At 46.7% G+C, this 22681-nt stretch carries 20 protein-coding genes; 3 read left to right on the forward strand and 17 right to left on the reverse strand.

Annotation, left to right across the window (positions count from 1 at the left end; genetic code table 11):
* The 7 genes from A8L45_RS18820 to ftnA form a co-directional block, all read right to left on the reverse strand.
* The coding region (locus A8L45_RS18820) for an ATP-binding protein (protein WP_068904902.1) at positions 1-1215 on the reverse strand (1215 nt) is incomplete at its 3' end.
* Complete coding sequence (locus A8L45_RS18825) at positions 1212-3347, reverse strand: TnsB C-terminal domain-containing protein (RefSeq protein WP_068904903.1); 2136 nt, start codon at positions 3345-3347, stop codon at positions 1212-1214. The genes A8L45_RS18825 and A8L45_RS18820, both read right to left, overlap by 4 nt.
* Entirely contained in the window at positions 3334-4161 is an 828-nt protein-coding gene (locus A8L45_RS18830; RefSeq protein WP_068904904.1) for a TnsA endonuclease N-terminal domain-containing protein, read from the reverse strand. The genes A8L45_RS18825 and A8L45_RS18830 overlap by 14 nt, the downstream gene beginning before the upstream one ends.
* Before the next feature lie 131 nt (positions 4162-4292).
* Complete coding sequence (locus tag A8L45_RS18835; protein WP_068904905.1) at positions 4293-5477, reverse strand: BaiN/RdsA family NAD(P)/FAD-dependent oxidoreductase; 1185 nt, start codon at positions 5475-5477, stop codon at positions 4293-4295.
* 70 nt (positions 5478-5547) lie between these two features.
* Complete coding sequence (locus A8L45_RS18840; protein WP_068904906.1) at positions 5548-6669, reverse strand: mechanosensitive ion channel family protein; 1122 nt, start codon at positions 6667-6669, stop codon at positions 5548-5550.
* 97 nt (positions 6670-6766) lie between these two features.
* On the reverse strand, positions 6767-7105 hold the full coding sequence (locus tag A8L45_RS18845) for a universal stress protein UspB (protein ID WP_068904907.1): 339 nt from the start codon (positions 7103-7105) through the stop codon (positions 6767-6769).
* A 59-nt stretch (positions 7106-7164) separates the two neighbouring features.
* On the reverse strand, positions 7165-7692 hold the full coding sequence (ftnA, locus tag A8L45_RS18850; protein ID WP_068904908.1) for a non-heme ferritin: 528 nt from the start codon (positions 7690-7692) through the stop codon (positions 7165-7167).
* Positions 7693-7864: 172 nt separating this feature from the next.
* On the opposite strand from ftnA, the gene A8L45_RS18855 reads away from it, so the two are divergent.
* Positions 7865-8290, forward strand: a complete 426-nt coding sequence (locus tag A8L45_RS18855) for a universal stress protein (RefSeq protein ID WP_068904909.1) — start codon at positions 7865-7867, stop codon at positions 8288-8290.
* Between the two features lie 414 nt (positions 8291-8704).
* On the opposite strand, the gene fre is transcribed toward A8L45_RS18855, so the two are convergent.
* The 6 genes from fre to trxA form a co-directional block, all read right to left on the reverse strand.
* A complete protein-coding gene (fre, locus tag A8L45_RS18860) occupies positions 8705-9424 on the reverse strand; it encodes an NAD(P)H-flavin reductase (RefSeq protein WP_068904910.1) in 720 nt (239 codons plus the stop codon).
* 9 nt (positions 9425-9433) lie between these two features.
* Positions 9434-9697 (reverse strand): 2Fe-2S iron-sulfur cluster-binding protein, encoded by a 264-nt coding sequence (locus A8L45_RS18865; protein ID WP_068904911.1) that lies wholly within the window; start codon positions 9695-9697, stop codon positions 9434-9436.
* Positions 9698-9699: 2 nt separating this feature from the next.
* A complete protein-coding gene (ubiD, locus tag A8L45_RS18870) occupies positions 9700-11589 on the reverse strand; it encodes a 4-hydroxy-3-polyprenylbenzoate decarboxylase (RefSeq protein WP_068904912.1) in 1890 nt (629 codons plus the stop codon).
* A gap of 95 nt (positions 11590-11684) precedes the next feature.
* Positions 11685-12677, reverse strand: coding sequence for a hypothetical protein (locus A8L45_RS18875; protein WP_068904913.1), 993 nt, complete (start codon positions 12675-12677; stop codon positions 11685-11687).
* A 123-nt stretch (positions 12678-12800) separates the two neighbouring features.
* Complete coding sequence (gene rho / locus A8L45_RS18880; RefSeq protein ID WP_068904914.1) at positions 12801-14066, reverse strand: transcription termination factor Rho; 1266 nt, start codon at positions 14064-14066, stop codon at positions 12801-12803.
* A 182-nt stretch (positions 14067-14248) separates the two neighbouring features.
* On the reverse strand, positions 14249-14575 hold the full coding sequence (gene trxA / locus A8L45_RS18885) for a thioredoxin TrxA (RefSeq protein ID WP_068904915.1): 327 nt from the start codon (positions 14573-14575) through the stop codon (positions 14249-14251).
* A gap of 112 nt (positions 14576-14687) precedes the next feature.
* On the opposite strand from trxA, the gene rhlB reads away from it, so the two are divergent.
* Together rhlB and gppA are read left to right on the forward strand one after the other, a co-directional pair.
* Complete coding sequence (rhlB, locus tag A8L45_RS18890) at positions 14688-15992, forward strand: ATP-dependent RNA helicase RhlB (protein ID WP_139122419.1); 1305 nt, start codon at positions 14688-14690, stop codon at positions 15990-15992.
* 23 nt (positions 15993-16015) lie between these two features.
* Positions 16016-17494: a guanosine-5'-triphosphate,3'-diphosphate diphosphatase gene (gppA, locus tag A8L45_RS18895; RefSeq protein WP_068904917.1), complete on the forward strand. Its 1479-nt coding sequence runs from the start codon at positions 16016-16018 to the stop codon at positions 17492-17494.
* An 84-nt stretch (positions 17495-17578) separates the two neighbouring features.
* Here gppA and traF (A8L45_RS18900) read toward each other — a convergent pair whose 3' ends face one another.
* From traF (A8L45_RS18900) to traF (A8L45_RS18915), 4 genes are all read right to left on the reverse strand, one after another.
* On the reverse strand, positions 17579-18736 hold the full coding sequence (traF, locus tag A8L45_RS18900) for a conjugal transfer protein TraF (protein WP_068904918.1): 1158 nt from the start codon (positions 18734-18736) through the stop codon (positions 17579-17581).
* A 252-nt stretch (positions 18737-18988) separates the two neighbouring features.
* A complete protein-coding gene (gene traF / locus A8L45_RS18905; protein WP_068904919.1) occupies positions 18989-20170 on the reverse strand; it encodes a conjugal transfer protein TraF in 1182 nt (393 codons plus the stop codon).
* A 164-nt stretch (positions 20171-20334) separates the two neighbouring features.
* Positions 20335-21186, reverse strand: coding sequence for a hypothetical protein (locus A8L45_RS18910; protein ID WP_068904920.1), 852 nt, complete (start codon positions 21184-21186; stop codon positions 20335-20337).
* A 127-nt stretch (positions 21187-21313) separates the two neighbouring features.
* Complete coding sequence (traF, locus tag A8L45_RS18915; RefSeq protein WP_068904921.1) at positions 21314-22489, reverse strand: conjugal transfer protein TraF; 1176 nt, start codon at positions 22487-22489, stop codon at positions 21314-21316.
* Between the last annotated feature and the right edge of the window lie 192 nt (positions 22490-22681).

Here is a 22681-nt window from a genome sequence, read left to right on the forward strand (position 1 = left end):
GGTCAGGGTAGCATTGTTCTTTGGAGTGTTTCTTTTCTTACCTTGAGGTAAAGTTATCGAAGCAACCTTGAGCTCTTTTATTTCTTCTGTTTGTCTGGAAAGACCACACGCACTCTCATATCCAGCCTGTAGTGCCGAAGAAGTAATGCGCTCGTCATGAGAGCCAATTAGTAGTCGCTGGGCTTCTCGATATGTGCGGCTAGCCATATCAATGTTCCCGACGGAAAGCATGTGAAGAGTATCATTAAGTTCTTCAGTGAGCTCTGTATAAACATTTGTCCATTGATAGTTCCATAACTGCTCAATAAACGCATTCCAAGAGACGCTCTCCCTAACCAATATAGACATCGTATAGTGATAACCACTCTCAGCTCTTCGAGCTGCTTTTAGTTCTTTAATCAGAGATTGGTCAAATGGAGGATTTGCGATAAAAAAAACTGGAACACCCAGCTTATTGACTAAACGGTGTAAAAATTTCAGTAAATTATTTTCGCCGCCAGTGCGCTTAAATTTAAGGTTCTGCATTTCATCAATCACAAGCATTCCGAGGAAACTAGACTTCATACATTGCTCTAATTGACGGATTAGTGCTCCAATTGTCCCTGCTGGTTTAGTTTTGTCCTCACCCAGAGTTATGTCCAGTGTTGAGAGTATCTCCTCACACAAGTCTCTAACGCTTGAATTACTGGGGCAATCTACTTTTATCCATACAACCTGTTTTCTCAGGTCTAATCTTTTTCCCCGATAAACACTATGTTGAATGAGGCTTGGGAAATAACCCATGACCTGCTCAATCATCGACGTTTTTCCGACACCACTATCACCAACAAGCGTTAGACCATCTCCCCTAGGTTGGAAAAATCCTGTTCTTGGCTCTATGTCGGGCCTTTCATCAACCGGGTAATGTAAGAATTGAGCTGTCGTTGGGCTAAAAGGGTTTTTTGCTGAATACCCTTTTTTTATTGCTCTCTCGACAGCTCTGAAGCACCTCTCATAGTCGGTAAGAGGCTGGCGAAGCTCATCAATACGATTAAGATATTCGTCACGAAATAATGGGTCGGGATGTGCAGCTATCTCCTCCGAATAATCGGGATAATTACAAAACTCCTGCATGACTTCATGCCATGGTAATTTTGGAGGTAGAGCCTCGATCAGAGGGTTTCCCTTGTGCTCTGGTAAAATAGCATCATGGTAAACCGCATTTTCGACTCTCATGACTCACCTTTTCCTTTTCTTCTCTTTCTCCCTCTTGGCAGAGGGATAACTTTGTCATCTGTATTGGCGGACGTGATTTCTGGAATAGAAGGTGAGTCAATGTTTGATTCAAGCATATTTGTGGTTGCCGCTAGCTCTTCTTTGCGGCGCTGCCGAACATTACTTGTTTTATCCTTCAACGAGGTTTTTTCAGCATTCTTACTTCTTCGTTTGGCTTGACGAGTTATTTCCTGTCTATTTTTGTGATTATCGATAGACGCAGAAGATATTGGGTTCAGCTCTTTCTTGGTGTCGAGCCAATCCTGAAGGAAGTCTGACTCAAACATCGATTTATCGCCTAGCATCCTACTTCGAGGTAATAAATCACATCGAATAAATCCCCTATTTTTCTCCAACCGAACATAGATGTAATTGGTTGTATTTTCGTCAATACGCGCCTCTAGTCGCCACCGACCTAAGGATCTTGCAACAGATGCCAAATTTAGTTCTTCTAAATCAGAACATGTGTAATACATGCCATTAAAGTAGATCCCACTTCTTGTCATGCTGACTTCTGCAGAGGGTAATAAGCGAGCAATAACTTCATCGCGGTTCGCTGATTGAAGCTCATGCCTGTGCTTTAAGAGGTGTACTTTCCAATAGTTAATTGGGGTCGGTGATAAATCATGCTCAACGAGCAGAGGGCTTGCAAAAGCCAGGTCGTCAAAAATTGAACGATTGTGCTCCAGCACTGCATTTATGATTTCTGCCGTCACCTCTTTGAGTGTGTAAATCGAGTCTTGTCTCGGATCTCGGCTACCCCGAATTACCTGCCTCCCCCTCGTTGAACCAAGCAATTCATGAATGACTTCATCATTCAGAATATCAAATCGCTTCTCTACAACACCTTTGCAATCCGGCCGATATGGCGGTGTAAAAGATAGTTTCGTCATAGGTGTCAAAACTTTTTGAGACTGGGCGCCTATCATTTCACCATTGTCACAGACTAGCTCCCGAGGTATGTGCACACAGGGCCACTCTGAGTCATCAATTTGAATACCAAAGTCCGCACAATATGCAGACTTAGCCAAGAAACAGTTTGTCAGAGCCTGCCTGGCTGAACGCCAAGACGCGTGGTACAGCGAGACATGCATGCCCACAATCATTCTACTTGCTCTATCGACAACGATATAAATCGTTGGTCGACCCAACACATACTGAGCACTAAGCTCAGAAACAATATGTACGTCGGCAACTGTTGCATCAATTTCAAAATGGGCGCCAGGTAGGTGGGTATGATCAGTTACACACCCCAGTACGGACCTTTTGTTTCTCAGATAATCGTTCTCTGAAGTTCGCCCTTTGATTATTTGTTCTGAACTAAATAGTTTTGTTCGCCAATAGCTAAACTGCTTTAACGATGGAACGTGAGGAGGCCGCCCACATGCATCAGCCATTTTGCACTCTTTCGCGTAACTATCCTTAAGAAGATATTCGTAAGTTTTTGATAACGTGTGCCCCCCTTCTTTCAAGTGGTACTTGTTTAGAGCAGCCTTGAAGTATTTCTTATCTTGATCCTTAACGATATATTTCTTCGCTCTCTCAAAGGCGATTGTTCTCGGTTGTTTTGGAGCACCAAGAGGTTTGCTCCCTGGTGTTCTAGTCTTCCCTGAAGCACCGCTATTCGGAAATGCAGGCAACAAAGCCATCCTATCTTGACCGTTCAGCCAAAATTGGGTGAGTAGTCGAGCCAATGACTTTCGATCTACACCAATCTGTCTTGCATATTCCGCCAACAGCGGCGAACGCTTCATAGTGGAGTATTCAAAAACAAACCGTCGATCTGACACGATGTCCTTAATCAATGAGAAGTTTTTATCTCGACGCTTAATATGTTCTTCAGGGATAAGCTCTTCATCAACCAATAAATGAGCTGGCAACTGATAAATTGCTCGTGTAGCTTTTTTGCTTGAAGCCAATAAAGCAAAGGTTTCTATGGATATAGCGATTGGCCTTACTGTTGTGGAGGCACTTGATAGTGAGCACAACACTAAGGATTCCACTTCTTGCATGATTTCCAAAAGACGATATTGCCCATCTCCAATCGTATCTGCGCCTTTGATATCCCAGACACTATTCCTAGGAAACTCCATAAATGGCTCCCCCAGTTCTCTCAGCGACAGATTTAACCCTTATTAGTCCTGATTCGGGGATGTTCGTCGATAGATCTACTTCAATAAGTCTATTGGTTATCAGAAAGCGGACTAACAATAACGCTTCATCATGAGATGCCGCATTAAGGGAAATCAGTCTATTGCAGATATTCTCAACGAGACATTGCCCAGTATCTATCGTGGATAGAGCTAAATCGGTCTGCTCGCTTAAAAAACCAATAGAGTTTTTTCGAAACGGAGAGGTAGCCCAATCAAGATTGTTGCTCTGGACTTTCGTTAATTCATTTCCAGTAAAAAAGTGAAATTTCACTCCTTGTAGCTCCCAATACACACGCTCTATATCTTGTTTTTCCAATGTTCGTATTACATCAGAATCGTCTTCTGGCTTAACAGATACTGCATGGTATGAAATGCCTTGGGGGGATTGTATCGTGAGCAACTGGTCTGTTGTCATGATGATTGGTTCTTTTGTTTTGATATGCTTTGGGTGTTCTACACCAATGATTTTGGCAATTTTTTGCGTAAGATTTAGGGGGAAAAGCGGGAATTGCTCTCTAATGTCAACGACACTATTTGAGAACTCTGCAAGATTGAAATGTTCACTCTCAATAGAAGACATCATGTGATGCTCTCTATGAACTTTTCGACCAAAAATTAGTGAGCGCTTACCTTTTGACTTTACATCTTGGATCCTAAGCCAAGGCTTGTATTCTGAACCTTGACCCACGCCATATTTATTCTTTAAAGCTCGCTCAAAATCTCTATCGCATTCTAGTTTTCGCCCGCGCCCCATGCTTAGTCCATTTAAGTATACCTAGGTTTAGCGTAGTAACATTGAGTCACTAAGGGCAAACTTTATTGTCTGAATATGTTCTTACGGGCAAACTTTATTGCTTACGGGCAAACTTTATTGTCGCTACACACCTAGACGTTCTGTCCAGCCACCCAACCTGAGCTCCATGCCCACTGGAAGTTGTAGCCTCCCAGCCAACCGGATACATCCATCACTTCACCTACGAAATAGAGACCGGGGACGGATTTGGTTTCCATTGTTTTGGATGACAGCTCGTCGGTATCGACGCCACCCAAAGTTACCTCTGCAGTGCGGTAACCCTCTGTGCCATTGGGGGCAATCGTCCAGTTGTGGAAGTAGTCTGACAATGCTTGCAGCTCTTTTTGGTTGAACTGCTTCAGCGGCTTGTCTGTAATATCACCACGCTCAATCAGTGCTTCGATAAAGCGCTTGGGTAACAAACGGCTCAGGCTGTTTTTTAGGCTCTGTCCCGGATGTTTATCTGCCATCGCAGCCAGCGTGTCAAAAAGGGGGTTATCTGGCAGTAAATCGACGGTGACTCTTTGTCCCGGCGTCCAGTATGAGCTGATTTGTAACACAACAGGGCCAGACAGACCTCGGTGGGTGAACAACAAGTTTTCTTTAAAGCGGGTACCATCTTCTGACTCTATGGTCACAGGCACAGCAATACCGGACAAGTCCGCAAAGGCTTCTTTATCATTGTTGTGCAGCGTAAAAGGCACCAGACCGGCTCTGGTAGGAACACGTTTCAAACCAAACTGCTCGGCAATCTGGTAGCCAAACGGCGTCGCACCAAGCTTGGGCATAGACAGGCCACCTGTAGCCACAACAAGCGACTGGCAGCTCACTGTCTCGGTATCCAGCGTCAGAACAAAACCCGTTTCAGTTTTCTCTATATCATGAACGTCGCAGCGATAGCGTTGCTCAATCGTTGGCTGGTCGCATTCTTTTAGCAGCAGGCTCACAATGTCTTTTGCTGAATCCAGGCAAAATAGCTGGCCATGATCCCGCTCTTCGAAATCGATACCGTGTTCAGCCACCAGCGATATGAAGTCCCAATGGGTATATTGGGCCAGTGCGGATTTAGCGAAATGAGGGTTCTGGCAGACAAAGTTAGCAGCGGTAACATCATAGTTGGTGAAGTTGCAGCGGCCACCCCCGGAGATCAGGATTTTTCGACCCGGCTTTTTACCGTGATCGACAACCAGAACCGAACGACCCCGCTTCCCGGCCTGCGCAGCACACATTAAACCTGCAGCACCTGCACCAATGACGACAACGTCAACTTGCTTCATTTCTCTGTATACCCTTGACTACAAAACGGGCGGCATTGTAGCCGCCCTTGGCTGAATGAGCCAGTGTTAATCATGGCATAGAAGGGTTGGATGGGGCGGCATTTGCTGAATCAGCTACGGCATTGAGACCAGCATGCTCGACCAATAACGAGCGGGTCGGAAAGGCAAAATCAGCATCATGGCCATGAACGATATTGACAATCTTGAGCATGATATCCTGCTTAACATCATGAAAATGAATCCAGTTTACCGTTTTGGTAAAGGTATAAATGAAGAAGTTGATGGAGGAGTCACCGAAATGGTCTACGTTCACAATCAGGGTCTGGCGAGTGTCAATTTCAGGATGCGTGCAGAGCATGGCACGAACATCAATAATGATTTGATTGATCTTGGCTGAATCCTGATACCGAAGGCAGATGGTTTCCTTTATACGACGGTTAGACATTCTGGATGGATTTTCTACCACGATATTACTGAAGACAGAATTAGGGACGTACAGTGGACGCTTGTCGAAGGTTCTGATCACTGTCACTCTTAAGCCAATTTTTTCTACCGTGCCTTCGATGTTTCTGTCCGGTGAACGTATCCAGTCTCCCACCTTAAATGGGCGGTCAAAGTAAATCATCATGCCGCCAAAGAAGTTCGACAGAAGGTCTTTTGCTGCCAGACCAACAATCAAACCACCCACACCACCGAAAGTTAGCAGTCCCGTGAGACTGACACCAAGCTCCTGCAGCACAGACAGAACGGCGAAGACCATGATCACCATGCGGATCAGGTTGGCAATGGCTGCTACTGTGGTTTTATCACGCTTGTCTGAAGTAAGCAGCTCCTCTTCACCCCGTCCGATCAAGCGAAGGGTAAACCAGACAAAAACCGCGAGAGCGGCAAATTCCCGCACCTGTGCCATCCAGCTGACATCCTGTTCTGTCATTGCTGCAACCACATCGGCCACTGCATAGGTCGCGGGCCACAACCAAATGACGACACTGACCGGGCTACTTATCGCGTAGACCAGAATGTCGTCCCACTGGGTACGGGTTTTTTCTGCAATTGCTGTGAGCCTTCCCAGTACAACCCGCCAAATCAGCCAGGCCAGTGACGAGAAAAGCAGTAAGTAAATGCAAGTCTCCAGCCAAACCAGATTGTACTCCACCATCAAACCATGCAAACGGGCAAGAAACTGCTCCATAACAATCCTCTATCCATAAAATCGGCAATTACTAATTTTGCAGGGTAACAAAAAAAACACCGACGATGGTCAGTGTTTTCTTACGATGAAAGAAGATTCACAAGCCCGAGAATGCGACAAAAAAGAGGGTAACAACAAGAGCGACGCTTAAGCAAAGCATGAGAACAAAAAGATGGCGGACTTTATTACACTTGGCAATAAATGCCCCATCATGGTGGTGGAGATATTCTTGGCTCCGTATGTAGTGATAGAGGCGTTTTTGCCTGCTTATATCACCCTGAGGCGAGAAAAAGTTACTGCCCCTGGCCACTTGCTGATACAGCAAGGGATTTGCTTCACGCATCATTGTTAAAAGCACTCGAAGTGAGCTGACATAACGAATGATGTTCACTAACAAAACACTAAAAATAGCTATTATAATTGCGTCTCCGCTCATAGTTTCTCCTCCCGGTTACCTCAGGAGCCATCGCGAAGACGCAGAATGCAGTTGTGTCGTTACGCGACTGGCGTATCCATCACAGAGGTAGATGCTTGCTTGGCCATTTCCGCCAAATCTTTATCGATAAAGAACAGTGCTTTACCGTCTTCCCCTACAAGTTCAATTTTATCAAGAACACCTTTAAACAATTTTTCTTCTTCATGTTGTTCAGCGACGTACCATTGCAGGAAGTTGAACGTCGAGTAATCCTGCGTAGTGAACGCAACATGCGCTAGTTCGTTGATTTTTGAAGTGATTAGCTGCTCGTGCTTATACGTTTCGCGGAACACTTCACCCAGAGATTCAAACTCGTGTTGAGGGGCATCGATGGAACCCAGAATCGGCAGAGCACCCGTTTCGCTGACATAAGTGAACAGCTTTTGCATGTGCTCCATTTCTTCCTGCGCGTGAGTGCGTAAGAATGCCGCTGCGCCCTCGAAACCTTTGTCTTCACACCAAGCACTCATCTGTAAGTATAGATTTGATGAGAAAAACTCCAAGTTAATCTGCTCATTGAGCTGAGCAATCATGGTTTCGGCAAGCATTCAAATATTCCTCGTTTTAAGTAAGTCGAGATATTTTCTCCGGCCTGCCTCCACTTTTCAACTTTTACTACGAATCACTCATGAATTACGATGGCTAAGTGATACGATCCACGTTGTATTCTTGTCATCGAGACGGTGCTAGCCTAATACTGAGACACTTTTGGAGTCTGCTATGCCCTATTCACATATTTTAGTAGCCGTTGACCTATCTGAAGACAGTGCACTCCTCCTTTCAAAGGGTGCCGCTCTCGCCCATGCTCTCAATGCAAAAATTTCTCTCATTCATATCGATGCCAGTTATGTTGGACTCTATTCTGGACTCAGCGATATCAGTGTGGCTGAAGCCCATCATCGAATTATGGAAGAAGCACGCCACCAGCTTGTTCAGCTGGCCCAGAGGGAGGGCGTCACCATCACTCACAGTCTTGTTGGCGGTGGAGATATGGCAAAAGAAATTATTGATACGATCACTGATTGCGAGATAGATCTTGTAATTTTTGGTCATCATCAGGATTTCTGGAGCACGCTGCTGTCCTCAGTCAATCACCTGATCAACAACACGCCAGTCGATATGTTACTGGTGCCTTTGGATAATTAAGACTAGTGCTCACTGAAAGCAAGAAGGGATGGTCGGTACGAATTGGCCCTAGCGCCTGTCACTAGCATGCCTTTTGGCTACCAGTGGCATATTCAAAACATTACTCGTTTTGCAAAATAAGATATTGAGAGTGGTTTGGCATAACATTGACGTAATTACGCCATCAAACAAGACAATTTAAGGTCAAAAAACGAACAAGACTGTTTTTTTTGATAAAAAACAAAAAGACACTAAATTCAATATTTAACCTAAATTAAGAATAAAAAACTATTTTACAGACATGTGACCGCGATTAAATAAAGCCTTGAAAGCGAAGCTAAAAATCCATAGAAATCAGTCAGCACCCAAGTTTTTAGGCATAAAAAAGCATCGCCCTGTAAAGGGCAATGCTCACTGTACTTATCAAGCAGTTACTTACAGGAACGCGTAGGCATCAGCAAACATGCTGGTGCGGGATGCTCCGCGCTCACTGGTGAACATCTCACGGGCAGCACCCGCCATTTCAAAACGACCGGCAATATAAATATCGTACGTCGACAGTGAAACAAAATCTGCCATCACGGCATCAAGAACAGTGCCTGTACGTCCTTGCCAGCTGTCATTGTTATCTTGTACGACGGGTACGTACGTCACATTGCTGTGTTTCAGTGCCAGTGCTTCAAGCTCTTCATTTGCATAAAGCTGTTCCTGACCACGCCCACCCCAGTATAGGAAGATAGGGACGTTGATTTTCTGGCTCAGGCAGTGATCCAGCATGCTGCGGACGTATGAGAAACCGGTTCCCCCGGCAATCAACAACAGCGGACGCTGGCGATCTTCACGTAACCACGCATCGCCCTCTGGCCCTTCAATAACAAAGGAAGCATCCCCTTTCTCCAGGGCTTCTTTGGCCGCATTAACAACTTCAAGCGCATACGGGTTTTCTTCCGCGGCACCTATGTGTAACTCCAGCTCATGGCCATTCTGACGACATGGGCTGCTGGCGATAGAAAATGGGCGTTTATCTTTCTCACCCATAACGGCAAGTAGATATTGACCTGCTTTGTATGTCACCGCCTGTTCAGGCTTCAACAAAATACGGTATGTATTGGTGGTCAGTGCAGTCACTGACATCACTTCACAATGGATTGGCATTCTTTTCCTCTAATCTAACTGCAGCACAAGATCAGAACTTGGGTATGCCTGACAGGCAAACACCCAGCCTTGCGCTTTCTCTTCTGTGGTCATAACCGGATCGAGTCGGTAATGTACCTGCCCCTCAATCAACTGACACAGACACGTCGCGCACGCGCCAATCTGACAGCGGTTAGGAAAACGGACACCAGCCTCCAGCGCCGCACTCAAAATAGTCTGATCGTCAGACATATAAAAGTGCTCATCACGAGAAACCAGATGTACCGAAAACATAATTAAATCCCTAAAGCATCCCACATTGCATCAACACGGGAGACAATTTCTGTATCTTTCGTAATCGGCGAACCCCATTCGCGTTCTACCTCACCTTGCCATTTGTTCGTGGCATCTAACCCCATTTTAGACCCGGCTCTGCCCGCTGTGGAGTCAGAGTCTGCTGAGGCCGCCACGGAGGCAGGTATCATCATGGTATCCCGGGCTGGATCCATTCTGGTCGTGATCGCCCATATCACGTCGTTCCAGTCACGAATGTTAACGTCATCGTTATCAAACACCATCACAAACTTCACATCGATAATCTCGCCGAGTGTTGCAAGGATTGCATTGATGATACGAGGGCCATCGCCCGCCGCCTGTTTATTGATTGATGCCATTACCATACCGTGTGCATGGGCGTCTGGTAGGTAAATGTCCTGCAACTCAGGATGTGCAGACTTCAGTGCTTCAATACGCTGCTCAACCTCATCTTCTGCGGCAGTGCGGGCGCTATCTGCACCGTATCCGACGAGCTCAGCATCCCATTTCTTCGTAGCATCGAGCCCCATTTTGGAGCCAAGCCCCACCACCGGTGACGCAAAGTCGAGGGAGTCTATCGGTGTGTGCTCAATCATCAGGGTGTCGCGTACCGGATCCATCTGGGAGGTCATCGCCTGCACGACACTGTTCCAGTCACGCGCATTCACGTCGTCATCACAGATAACCACATATTTGGTATACATGAACTGGCGAAGGAAAGACCACACCCCCATCATGATCCGTTTTGAATGGCCCGGATATTGTTTTTTGATTGTCACCACGGCCATGCGGTATGAGCAGCCCTCTGGCGGCAGGTAGAAATCAACAATCTCAGGAAACTGCTTTCTGAGAATAGGCACAAAGACCTCATTCAATGCCACCCCCAACACTGCAGGCTCATCCGGTGGACGGCCCGTGTACGTGCTGTGATAAATCGGCTGTTTGCGCATACTGATATGGGTTACGGTAAAGACGTGGTGTTTTTCAACCTCGTTGTAGTAACCAGTATGGTCACCATAGGGGCCTTCATCAGCATATTCGTTGGGATCGATGTAGCCTTCCATCACTATCTCGGCACTGGCGGGAACATCGAGGCCATTGCTAAGACTTTTGACCACTTCCGTCTTGCTGCCACGCAGCAGGCCAGCAAATGCATATTCGGACAGGGTATCTGGTACTGGCGTGACGGCACCGAGTATCGTTGCCGGATCAGCACCGTAAGCGACAGTTAACGGGAAAGGCTCTCCGGGATGGGTTTCCATCCAGTCACGTAAATCAAGCGCGCCGCCACGATGGGCAAGCCAGCGCATGATCACTTTGTTTTTGCCAATTTTCTGCTGTCGGTAGATACCGATATTCTGGCGCTTTTTCGATGGGCCTTTAGTGATCGTCAGTCCCCAGGTCAACAAGGGTGCGACGTCGCCCGGCCAACAGCTCATGACCGGAATTTTATCAAGGTCAACGTCATCGCCTTTCCACACAATATCCTGACAAGCTGCCTTGCGCAGCCGCTTGACTGGCATATTGAGCACCTGTTTGAACACGGGTAATTTATCCAGTGCATCGCGAAAACCTTGTGGGGGCTCTGGCTCTTTGAGATAAGCCATCAATTCACCCACTTCGCGAAGTTCAATCACTTCTTTACGTCCCATTCCGATAGCTACCCGTCTCGGGGTACCGAACAGATTGGCAAGAACGGGCGTGTCGTAGCCCACTGGATTCTCAAAAAGCAGTGCCGGGCCGCCAGCTCGTAAAACACGGTCGCAAATCTCTGTCATTTCCTGATCAGGATCAACCGGATGAGTAATGCGCTTGAGCTCACCAATGGACTCAAGATGGGCGATAAAATCGCGTAAATCGGAAAATTTCATAAGCTGTTCTGGTTTCCCAAGATGTGCCGATTATAGCGGCAACAAACATGAATGGCAGTGTTCTCCTGTGACTGGCAGTAGACCTAAATCACAGCTTACCGTGAAAATTTCAGGGCGCGGCTCACATTTTCCTGTAGGACACGGTTACCGTCAGCCATCATTTCCTTCAGTAATGACCGATTGCCCTCTTCTGCAATCAATTTGGCGATATCTTCGCCTTTCCAACGTCTCTTTAATTGATGGACGAAATATTTACGCGCATTTTCAGGCATTGGATTTAAACCCGCCAGAATGCGTTGAGCCGGCCTTTTTAACAAGGGATTATCCGTAGCGGCGATCAAAGAGCTTGCGTCCAGGGACGAGGCTGGCTGTCTATCGAGTTTTTCTAATGCATCGAGACTATAGTTATCTGATTTTCGACTCCACAGCTCGCGATACAGCTTTTCATCATCGAGCTTGGCAGCCAGCGCAGCCAGAACGGCATTGTCTGGCGACCATTTCATGCCCTCATCGGCAAGGTATACCGCTTTTATGGCAGACAAGGTGTCAGCGTCTGCGTCAGCAATCAGCTCCTTTACCGCTCCACGACGCAGAATGTAGTCTCGATCACTGAATTTGAGCCACTCTGACAAGACCAATTTGTCGTAATCAAGTAGTGTGGATGCTTCACTTGAGAGTCGCTTTATTTTCCAGCGATTCAGCACCCATCGAGCATTGCCGGCATAATTGAAGGCGGGTTTGGTCACCCAATAATCTTCAACGTGTTCTTTCACCAGATAAATGGGCTGCAGGTGGCTGAGCTTGACCAGAAACACTTCTCTATCAGGACTCATCGAAGACAAATCAGCGGCACGTCGACAAAGAACATCGTAGACAGCCTCGCGGGGAAGTAATGGTAAGCCGGATAAAAGCGCATCCAACTTGTTAAACTGGTTATCATCAAAAAGAAAAACAGCTTCTTCTACGGCATAAAGATAGCGATCGCTGGCAAGCTCAACCCGCACATCATCAATACTGAGCGTATTTGCATGCAACGGTTTACATAGCAGGCAAATCAAACACAAAAGAAGGGTGATAACACGTTTCATCCTGATATTTATTTCCTTTAAGCCCGGATAAGTTATCGCTCCGAACATGAAAAAGCACCGCCGATAGCAGTGCTTTTTGTAACCTTTTCAGACTTGAATCAAATCCGCAGATCTGACATCAACTCACGACTTCTGGCGACGCATTGCTTCAAAGAAGTCATCATTGGTCTTGGACATCGCCAGTTTGTCGATGAGGAATTCCATACCTTCAATCTCACCCATTGGATGAACGATTTTACGCAGGATCCACATTCTCTGAAGCTCTTCACCCTTAGTGAGCAGCTCTTCACGACGCGTACCAGAGCGGATAAAGTCGATAGCTGGGAAGACGCGCTTCTCTGCAATCTTACGAGACAGGTGCAGTTCCATATTACCTGTACCTTTGAATTCTTCGTAAATGACTTCGTCCATTTTAGAACCAGTATCTACCAGCGCGGTCGCGATAATGGTCAGGCTACCGCCCTCTTCAACATTACGCGCAGCACCAAAGAATCGCTTAGGACGGTGAAGAGCATTGGCATCAACACCACCCGTTAGTACCTTACCTGAGCTTGGTACGACTGTGTTGTATGCACGCGCCAGACGGGTAATGGAGTCGAGCAAAATCACCACATCTTTTTTGTGTTCAACCAGACGCTTGGCTTTTTCAATCACCATCTCAGCAACCTGAACGTGACGGCTTGCTGGCTCGTCAAACGTAGAGGCAACTACCTCACCTTTGACCAAACGCTGCATCTCGGTCACTTCTTCCGGACGCTCATCAATCAGCAGTACCATCAGCTCACACTCAGGGTGATTATGAGCAATGCTCTGTGCAATGTTCTGCAGCAGCATGGTTTTACCCGCTTTTGGCGGTGCAACGATAAGGCCGCGCTGACCTTTACCAATTGGCGACGCCAAATCAAGCACACGCGCAGTAATATCTTCAGTAGAACCGTTACCACGCTCCATCACCATGCGCTCATTGGCATGTAGGGGAGTAAGGTTTTCAAACAGGATCTTGTTGCGGGCGTTGTCAGGCTTGTCGTGATTGACTTCGTTGACTTTCAGCAGGGCGAAATAACGTTCACCGTCTTTCGGCGGACGAATTTTTCCTGAAATCGTATCACCGGTGCGTAGGTTAAAACGTCTTATTTGGCTTGGTGAAACGTAAATATCATCAGGGCCTGCCAGGTATGAGCTGTCTGCACTACGCAGGAAACCAAAACCATCCTGAAGAATTTCAAGGACACCGTTGCCGAATATATCTTCGCCACCTTTTGCGTGCTGTTTAAGGATAGCGAAAATAATATCTTGTTTTCTCAGGCGGGCCAGGTTTTCGAGGCCCATACTTTCGCCTAGGGCAACCAGGGTAGAAACTGCCTGATTCTTCAGTTCGGTAAGATTCATAGTGGTGAGATTCTTGTTTGTCAAAGTTGAGGTCTGGGTTAGTTGATAGAAGCCAGTGAGCTGGTCAGAAGTGGATATATGAACAATCTACGTGCAATAAATTAGCACCAGATTCTCTGACTGTCTAGGAAACGGAGAAAAATTAAGCCGCATACTTTGATGTACACGGCTCATCATCACATTTACAGGTTTGCGTCCAGGAATTCTTTCAGCTGAGTTTTTGACAAGGCACCAACCTTTGTCGCCGCTACAGCACCGTCCTTGAACAGCAGCAGCGTTGGAATGCCACGGATACCATATTTCGGCGGCGTTCCTGCATTCTGGTCGATGTTCAGCTTACCGATGGTCACTTTGCCTTCGTACTCGTCGGCGATTTCGTCCAGAATCGGTGCAATCATTTTACAAGGGCCACACCATTCCGCCCAAAAATCTACCAGTACAGGGCCAGCAGCTTTGATCACATCCGCATCAAAACTGTCATCGCTCAGCTGCAAAATCTTGTCGCTCATCTTCAACTCCAATGATAATTTTTGTTGCTGGTTAATAACCAACCAGCAAATCATCGCACTATTTGAATGGATTCACTATCGTATTGCAAGTCTAAGCTGATATTCTATGTAAATGAAAATGACTCATATCACAGAGCAGAAATTTGCCGAACTCGGTATTCATACCGATGTTTTGACGGGATTGGAGCAAAAAGGGTTCTATCATTGTACCCCTATCCAAGCCCAGGCATTGCCGGTCCTGCTCACCGGCCGAGACATTGCAGGACAGGCACAGACTGGCACGGGAAAGACGCTGGCATTCCTGACTGCAACCTTCAATCACTTACTGACGACTGAGGCGCCAGCAGAGCGACGCAAGAATCATCCGCGTGCAATTATCATGGCACCGACCCGTGAACTGGCAATACAGATTTACAACGATGCTGCGCCCCTTTTGGCAAGCACATCGATAAAAGCCGGTCTTGCGTATGGCGGCGAGGGGTACGAGAAACAACAAAAAACCCTCGAAGATGGCGTCGATATCTTGATTGGTACGACTGGCCGCATTATTGATTTCTACAAACAACGTGTAATCGACTTCAAGTCTATTCAGGTTGTTGTGCTTGATGAAGCCGACCGAATGTTTGACCTAGGTTTCATTAAAGACATTCGTTTCCTGTTCCGACGGATGCCAGCACCCGCTGAACGTCTTAACATGTTGTTTTCCGCAACACTTTCTTATCGGGTACAAGAACTTGCTTTTGAGCACATGACGAACCCCGAGCATGTTGTGGTTGAACCGGAGCAAAAAACAGGTCACCGAATTCAGGAAGAGCTCTTCTATCCGTCGAACAGCGAAAAAATGCGTCTATTGCAGACACTGATTGAAGAAGACTGGCCTGAACGGGCAATCATTTTCGCTAACACTAAATACCGCTGTGAGGATATCTGGGGCCATCTGGCTGCAGACGGACACCGAGTTGGCCTGCTAACCGGTGATGTACCGCAGAAAAAGCGGGTTAAGATCTTAGAAGAATTTACCAAGGGTAACGTCGATATTCTGGTTGCGACGGATGTTGCTGCCCGTGGTCTGCACATTCCTCAGGTTACGCACGTCTTCAACTATGATCTCCCTGACGACTCAGAAGATTATGTTCACCGTATTGGCCGGACTGGCCGTGCTGGTGCAAGCGGACACTCCATCAGCTTTGCTTGTGAAGAATATGCCATCAATCTTCCTTCAATTGAGACATACATTGACCACGCTATTCCGGTCTCAGATTACGACTCAACAGCACTGCTGAGTGACCTACCGCCACCTGTTAAGCTGCAAAAGCCAAGACAGATGAACAGTCGTCGTAATACCGGCTCATCAAATCGCCAGTCTGGTCAGTCGCGTGGCCGTGGTCGCCGTCGCGCACCTGCCAACAAAGCTTGACGCTCACAGGGGTAACACAGCACATGGAAAACTCGCGGTCGCCCCTGTACGCCGCCATTGATCTCGGTTCGAACAGCTTTCACATGCTGATCGTGTGTGAGGTCGCTGGCAGTGTACAAATACTGGCCAAAATAAAACGAAAAGTGCGTTTAGCTGCTGGGCTGGACAGTCAATTAAACCTTAGCGACGAAGCCATGCAGCGTGGCTGGGATTGTCTGTCACTGTTTGCTGAACGCTTGCAAGACATTGATCCCGCTAGAATTCGCATTGTCGCCACCGCAGCCTTGCGCAGTGCGAAGAATGCCCGCGTTTTTATCGATCAGGCGAATGGTATTCTCGGACATGACATTGAGGTGATAAGTGGTGAAGAGGAAGCACGCACGATTTATCAGGGCGTAGCGCATACCTCTGGCGGTTCCGGTAAGCGCCTTGTTGTCGATATCGGCGGAGCCAGCACCGAGCTGATTATTGGAGAGGGCTTCGATGCCGCAGCACTGACCAGCTTACATATGGGCTGTGTCACCTGGCTTGAAAACCACTTTAAAGATCGAGCCCTGAGCAAAAACAGCTTTGAGCAGGCGATTTCGGGTGCCAAATCAGTACTCGCCCCTATCCTTCCAAAGTACAAAGCACTGGGTTGGGAAGTCTGCGTCGGTGCCAGTGGCACGGTTCAGGCTCTTCAGGAGATCATGGTTGCACAGGGGATGGATGAAGTGATCACCCTCGAGAAACTGCACCGCCTTCGTAAACAGGCGATCGGTTGCGGCCAGCTAGAAGAGCTTGATATCGAGGGACTGACACTGGAACGGGCACTGGTATTTCCGAGCGGTCTGTCGATTCTGATTGCTATCTTTGAAGCACTAGAGATTTCTGCCATGACGCTGGCGGGTGGCGCGCTTCGTGAAGGTATGGTGTACGACATGATGGATTCCATGCGTCAGCAGGATATTCGTAGCCGGACTATCAGCAGCATCCATACCCGTTTTTCTCTTGATAACGCTCACGCAGAGTCAGTCGCCGAAGTGGCACAGAGTCTATTAAAGGCTTCCGGTGCGCTGGTCAGTGAACCTGTCGGTACGGAATTATTGAGAAGTGCTGCACTGGTCCACGAAATGGGTCTGGTGCTCAGCTTTAAGCGAGACGGCGAGCATGCCGCATACTTGCTGGGTAACATAGACCTGCCAGGCTTCACTAACGCCCAGAAGCAGTTGGTCTGTGAGTTGGTCAAGCGATATCGAGATACGTTGTCGCCAGTGGGAAGCCAAAATGCTGTGTCAGCCAGCAGTGCGAATCATCTGCTTCGCTTACTCAGGTTGGCCGTTATTCTCTGTCACCGCAGGGAAAAAGGGGCTGTGCCTACCTTTTCCCTCAATGCCGAAGGAGAAAGCCTGACGCTCTCAGTGGGTGCCAAATGGCTAACCGATAACCCACTCATGGCAGCGGAGCTGATGCTGGAAGCACAGCGGCAATCAGACTTAGGCTGGCCGACCAAGGTCGTCTAACTGTTAGTTATTGAGCACTGTAAAAGGTGTGATAAGGCTAAAACGCGGCATATCAGCCGCGTTTTTTTATTCCGTCGTTATCTGTTAGAAGGTCATCACAAACTGCGCTGAAGCGGCAAGATCTCTCTCTCCCCGATATTGCACGCCGATATCAACACCCATCTTACCAAAGGGAGTAAAACCAATTCCTGCTGACGCCAGATTTGGCTCTTTTTCTTTGGTACTGACACTATATCCGACCCGAAACTGCGCCCAATTCCACGCATCGATTTCTGCGCCCAGCTTGAGATAGCGATTATTTGCCGCAAACTCCTCAAAGTGGCGAGTTTCATTCAGTTCTAAATCAGCTGCCAGCAACAACCAACGATTATCATACGCCACACCAAGGGTGTATGAAGGCTCGATGAGATAGGTGATCTGCGAGCCACTGGATACTTCACTTTTCAGCTCTTGAGCGATGACGTTACGTGCTGAGAGTCCGACGGTCACTTCCTGCGAGGGCTTATAGCTCATCCCCACGTCCGCGTTGAACACGGAGGCCGTAACGTAATTTCCCGGCACGCGGTATTTGTCATTATCAAAACTGTCCACCGTTTCTTTGACATTGTGAACCGCCAGCTTCTGCACTTTTGGCGAAATGCCAAGGGACAGAACATTCCCGCGATAAGGCAAAGAAAAAGCCTTTGCCATTGCCAGTCCTATCTCAAACGTCGCCGCTGAGGCACCATGAACATAAGATGTCATTGGCTGACCAATATTGACTGGATTGAGGTCCTGCGCTGATACAGACGCTTCAACGCGGGAGACGGCTTGTGTATGTGAGAAAAGATTTAAGGACAGAAACTGATTGGGGAATGTGACAGCAAAACCTAACTCGGCATCAACATTAACGTCGCGGGTTCCGATATTTTCAAGCGCTGAGATTCTTGCAAGACCCTTGTTAATGTTCAGCGGATCGGCACGACTTGCACTGTCCGCATCCTGAAAATCAGAGATCCTGCCGTAGAGGTCATCCTTATCACTGATGCCAATAGACACTGACGGTAGGAGAGCACCAAAATTATCTGACTGGTAAAATTTGGTCAGCTGAGCCGGGTTATAAAACGGAGCAGTCAAATACGATGATGAAGCGACACCTGTTCCTCCCATCGCAATGGAGCGGGCATCAGTGCCTGATAACGCAGCCGCAGACGACGATAACGTCATGAGCATTACGGCAGAAGTGATTCTTTTTTTGTACATATGACTTTATCCTGAGACTTAACGTGCTGCTATTCTCAGTCAGGTACAAAAATTAATCATCGTCACTCTTTCTAACTGTGGCTAAAGGTCTCGATTTATCATTTTTGGGACAAATAGTCTGATTCAATATCACTTTTCATCTATCAGCGTTGGTAGATTTGAGCAATGTTGTATCGACTTCAATGTATAAGAGGGCAAAAAAGCCAAACAACGTGATAGGTGGAAAAGTTCGCTGTTTGGCGTTTATTGGGATCAGAACGTCAGAGAGAATTCAGCGGCTACACCAATTTCATTCTGGTCAGCAACCTGTGCTGCCAAGTCGAAACCAAGCGTGCCAAAGGGAGAAAAGCCGAGGCCAATACTGGCCAGATCTTCATATCCATCTGTCATGCTGATCGCATATCCAGCGCGGACTTGCGCCCAGCCCCAAGCGTTTAACTCTGCACCCAGACGCGCATATTGCTTGCCATCAGCTTCGGTTTTAAAAGAATTCTGCTCGGTCAAGTCAACGTCAACAGCGCCAAGAAACCAGCCGTTATCATAAGCAACGCCTGCGGCTAAACGCGGTTCGATCTGTACGACCGTCGTCTGACCGTTACTCTTTGGAGATTCCAGCTCCTGCGCAATCAGATTGGTGGCAGAAAAAGCGGCGGTAACTTCTGGCACTGGCTGATAGCTAACCCCAAGGTCAAGGTTGAATGCCGTCGTATCAGTGGTCTGAGTTGGCAACTCAAAATTGCCATTGTCGAATGAGGCCAGTCTTTCATTGAGTTGGTAAGCGCTGATTTTTTGAATTTTTGGCGAAAAACCAAAAGAAATGGTCTGGTTGATATAAGGGACGTCGATATTCCTCGCAAGGCTAACACCCACATCCGTCACCATCATCGCCGCTACGACAGCCCTTGACTCATCTTTGTCCGCATCGGGCAGAGGTTGGTCAAGTTGTTTCCCATCAATGTTGAGGCGTAGCATTGAATCCACGTCTGTTTTACTGAAAACATTCACTGCAATCAGACTATTTGGAACAGCAACAGCAAATCCAACACCCACACCAGCATCCAAACCGCTATTATCCAGTGCCTTCAGAGACGTTTTCCAATTTTCAACAACGCGTTTTGTGACTTCTGGATCAGGGTTATTGAGATTCAGGTTTTCAAGCGCCTTATTGGCACCCTGAAAGTCATCGATTTTATCTTGAAGGTTTTCTGTACCTTTTACACCCGCAGATACCGAAGGCAACAACAAACCAAAATCATTACTGTCGTTTGACTGAGCCATCAGTGCTGGATTGTAGAAAGGTGCAGTCAAGTAATTGGCAGAAGCAACACCAGTTCCCCCCATACCTGCTGAGCGGGCATCACCCCCTACCAATGCTGAGGAAGGCAAGGAAAAAATCCCCAGCGATACCGCTAAAGCTATATGTGTTTTTTTCATTATGTTTATCCGCAAAAGTAAAGTTCTTGTTAATTGTCGCCATTCCTGAAAACAAAAATATGTCGATTTAAATTAAGTGCGATCCAACTCAACGAATAAAAAACAACCAACAAAAAACGCACTTTTTAAGTGCGTTTTTTCACTTTATTACAGTAAGTTAAATGTCAAAGTTTCCAAAGCAACTGCAAACCTGCTGAGTAACTGAGTGTATCAGCCTCTGGTATGACTGCTCTGTATCGTTTTCCATCAACCTTGATGATTTCGGCATTGCTGCTGAGGCGCTTTTCGTAACCTGCTGAAGCAAACACACCAAGGCTTACCCCTTTGAGTACCCGGTAAGCTATACCCGTTTCCAGGTTCGCACGATAACCGGACTCATCAAATTTAAGATCCCCCAGATGCTCGGCAGTATTTGTTGTGTAACTCCAAATAGGCGCACCGACTAGAGCCCGGAATTGGTATTGCCATGGACTCTCGTTATTCAGGCTGCCCGTATCATAAATAAACCCAGCATCGATAAAGATATCGGTCGACGTCTCTTCAAATGTTCCCTGATAGAAGTCGTGATAATCTTCATTCTTCGCATCATTTCTTTCTTGGCCAAAGCGTTTATAAGTTTGGTAACTAAAAGAAGGACCAATGGCCAGTCGCCATTCTGGTGTCATTTTATAATGTAACAAAATATTCGTAGCAGCCCGGACGTACTGATATTTATTTTCTCGAAGTTTACTGCCATTCCAATACCAGGTTTCATCAGTCTTACCCGGTGAAAAAGTCGCTAATGAGTCTATAGAAAAATCAAAAGAGTCGTTGATAACATTTAAGCCACCAGAGTTAAGTACCGGGCTTAACGCTCTTGCGCTTGATTTAACCTCTCGAGTGTTTTCTTTATAAGTGACGTCTTCAAAGCCAAAGCGGAAATAAGAGTAACCGCCATTGTTACTGTCTTCTTCTGCGTGTGCAGGGTTAAATGATAGTAATAAGAGGAGGGAGAGAATTGCTTTATTTTTATACAAAATGGATTACCAAACGTGTTATTTCACAACTGACATTGGTCATGCCTCTGACAGTGTGTTTTTTATACTTTAAGCAGGAGATAACAAACGTTACCTCCTGCTATTTTTTAGATCTATAGCCTGTGGTTTAGATATTCAGGCTGAACTCAAGCGCAACACCCATATCTGTTTCTGAGCCATATTTCGCAGCCAAATCCAGTGCAAGGCTACCAAATGGAGACAAACCAAAGCCAGCAGTAACCTGATTTGTAGATTTCTCAGTCATTCCGGCGCTGTAACCGACACGTAGCTGTGCCCAGTTGAACGCATCCAGCTCCATGCCAAGACGTGCGTATTGCGTTCCTTGCGTATTATCGAACTGTTTGGATTCATTGAGATCTACATCAAGAGCAGCCATGAACCAACCATTGTCATATGCTGCTGCAACGGTGAATTCAGGCTCAACCATAAATGTCGAGACATGGCCGTTTATGTTTGGTGAGGCAACCTGTTGACTGATCAAGTTAACGCCTGATAAGCCAACTGTCAGTGACTCGTAAGGGCGATAACTGACGCCAATGTCTGTGTTAAACACTGTCGTCTCGTTGTAATCAGAAGGGAGCTTAAATTCGTCGCTACCAAGCTCTACAATTCGGTCATAAAGATTGTAAGAGACAACTTTCTGAATCTTAGGTGAGATGCCGAGCGATATTTTTTCATCCAAATAAGGCAACGTGACATTACGCGCCATCGCCAGCCCTACCTCTGTCACCATGCCCGCACGAAGGTTAGCCGTCGACGCCATAGTATCGCCATCTCGTTTGTTAGTGATATCAAGATCGCTCTCATCGATGTGGAGACTCAGTTTGGTTGCTGTCGCTGTTTTACTGAAAAGATTTACTGATAAAGTGTTATTTGGAACAGTAATCGCGAAGCCCAAACCCAGATTTGCTTCTACAGCCGCATCATCCAGTTTTTTTAGTGCGTCGATCCAGTTTTCCCTCTGCGCTTCTGTCGCATCAAAGCCTGTTGTGAAATCTTTTCCAAGCTGCTTGTCTGCATCGATGAAATGCTCGACATCCGTGTAAATATCTTTTGTTCCATGCAAAGACACGTTTAAAGCAGGTAAAAGAAGGCCAAAGTCATCCGATTGGTCAAACTTGGTCATTTGAGCCGGGTTATAAAATGCAGCCGTTAAATGATTTGCGGAGGCAACACCTGTTCCCCCCATAGCGATAGACCGTGCATCGGAGCCATCTAAAGCAATACTTGGTGCTGAAGCAAAAGCGAGAGAGAGTGCCACAGCCAACTGCTGTTTTTTCATTTTAATTCCTAAATACATGTTTATGATGAATAATTTATAAATATTTATTTTTATTAATCTAAAAAAGCGATGTACGTTTAATTTTTATTAAACGTATCCACTGAAATAGATTTTTATATTTTAATTTTATTTATTCTACTATCAACAAACGTTTAAGAATCAGCCTTGATATTATGAAAATAAAACCACCTC

The sequence above is a fragment of the Veronia pacifica genome (assembly GCF_001707825.1).
Lineage (GTDB): Bacteria > Pseudomonadota > Gammaproteobacteria > Enterobacterales > Vibrionaceae > Veronia > Veronia pacifica.

Bases quoted from the DNA above. Each gene is read 5' to 3' on its own strand.
- traF (WP_068904918.1), bottom strand. From the start codon at position 18,736: ATGTACAAAAAAAGAATCACTTCTGCCGTAATGCTCATGACGTTATCG.
- A8L45_RS18830 (WP_068904904.1), bottom strand. From the start codon at position 4,161: ATGGGGCGCGGGCGAAAACTAGAATGCGATAGAGATTTTGAGCGAGCT.
- A8L45_RS18865 (WP_068904911.1), bottom strand. From the start codon at position 9,697: ATGTTTTCGGTACATCTGGTTTCTCGTGATGAGCACTTTTATATGTCT.
- A8L45_RS18835 (WP_068904905.1), bottom strand. From the start codon at position 5,477: ATGAAGCAAGTTGACGTTGTCGTCATTGGTGCAGGTGCTGCAGGTTTA.
- traF (WP_068904919.1), bottom strand. From the start codon at position 20,170: ATGAAAAAAACACATATAGCTTTAGCGGTATCGCTGGGGATTTTTTCC.
- ubiD (WP_068904912.1), bottom strand. From the start codon at position 11,589: ATGAAATTTTCCGATTTACGCGATTTTATCGCCCATCTTGAGTCCATT.
- rhlB (WP_139122419.1), top strand. From the start codon at position 14,688: ATGAAAATGACTCATATCACAGAGCAGAAATTTGCCGAACTCGGTATT.
- rho (WP_068904914.1), bottom strand. From the start codon at position 14,066: ATGAATCTTACCGAACTGAAGAATCAGGCAGTTTCTACCCTGGTTGCC.
- ftnA (WP_068904908.1), bottom strand. From the start codon at position 7,692: ATGCTTGCCGAAACCATGATTGCTCAGCTCAATGAGCAGATTAACTTG.
- gppA (WP_068904917.1), top strand. From the start codon at position 16,016: ATGGAAAACTCGCGGTCGCCCCTGTACGCCGCCATTGATCTCGGTTCG.
- A8L45_RS18875 (WP_068904913.1), bottom strand. From the start codon at position 12,677: ATGAAACGTGTTATCACCCTTCTTTTGTGTTTGATTTGCCTGCTATGT.
- trxA (WP_068904915.1), bottom strand. From the start codon at position 14,575: ATGAGCGACAAGATTTTGCAGCTGAGCGATGACAGTTTTGATGCGGAT.
- fre (WP_068904910.1), bottom strand. From the start codon at position 9,424: ATGCCAATCCATTGTGAAGTGATGTCAGTGACTGCACTGACCACCAAT.
- A8L45_RS18840 (WP_068904906.1), bottom strand. From the start codon at position 6,669: ATGGAGCAGTTTCTTGCCCGTTTGCATGGTTTGATGGTGGAGTACAAT.
- A8L45_RS18845 (WP_068904907.1), bottom strand. From the start codon at position 7,105: ATGAGCGGAGACGCAATTATAATAGCTATTTTTAGTGTTTTGTTAGTG.
- A8L45_RS18855 (WP_068904909.1), top strand. From the start codon at position 7,865: ATGCCCTATTCACATATTTTAGTAGCCGTTGACCTATCTGAAGACAGT.
- A8L45_RS18825 (WP_068904903.1), bottom strand. From the start codon at position 3,347: ATGGAGTTTCCTAGGAATAGTGTCTGGGATATCAAAGGCGCAGATACG.
- traF (WP_068904921.1), bottom strand. From the start codon at position 22,489: ATGAAAAAACAGCAGTTGGCTGTGGCACTCTCTCTCGCTTTTGCTTCA.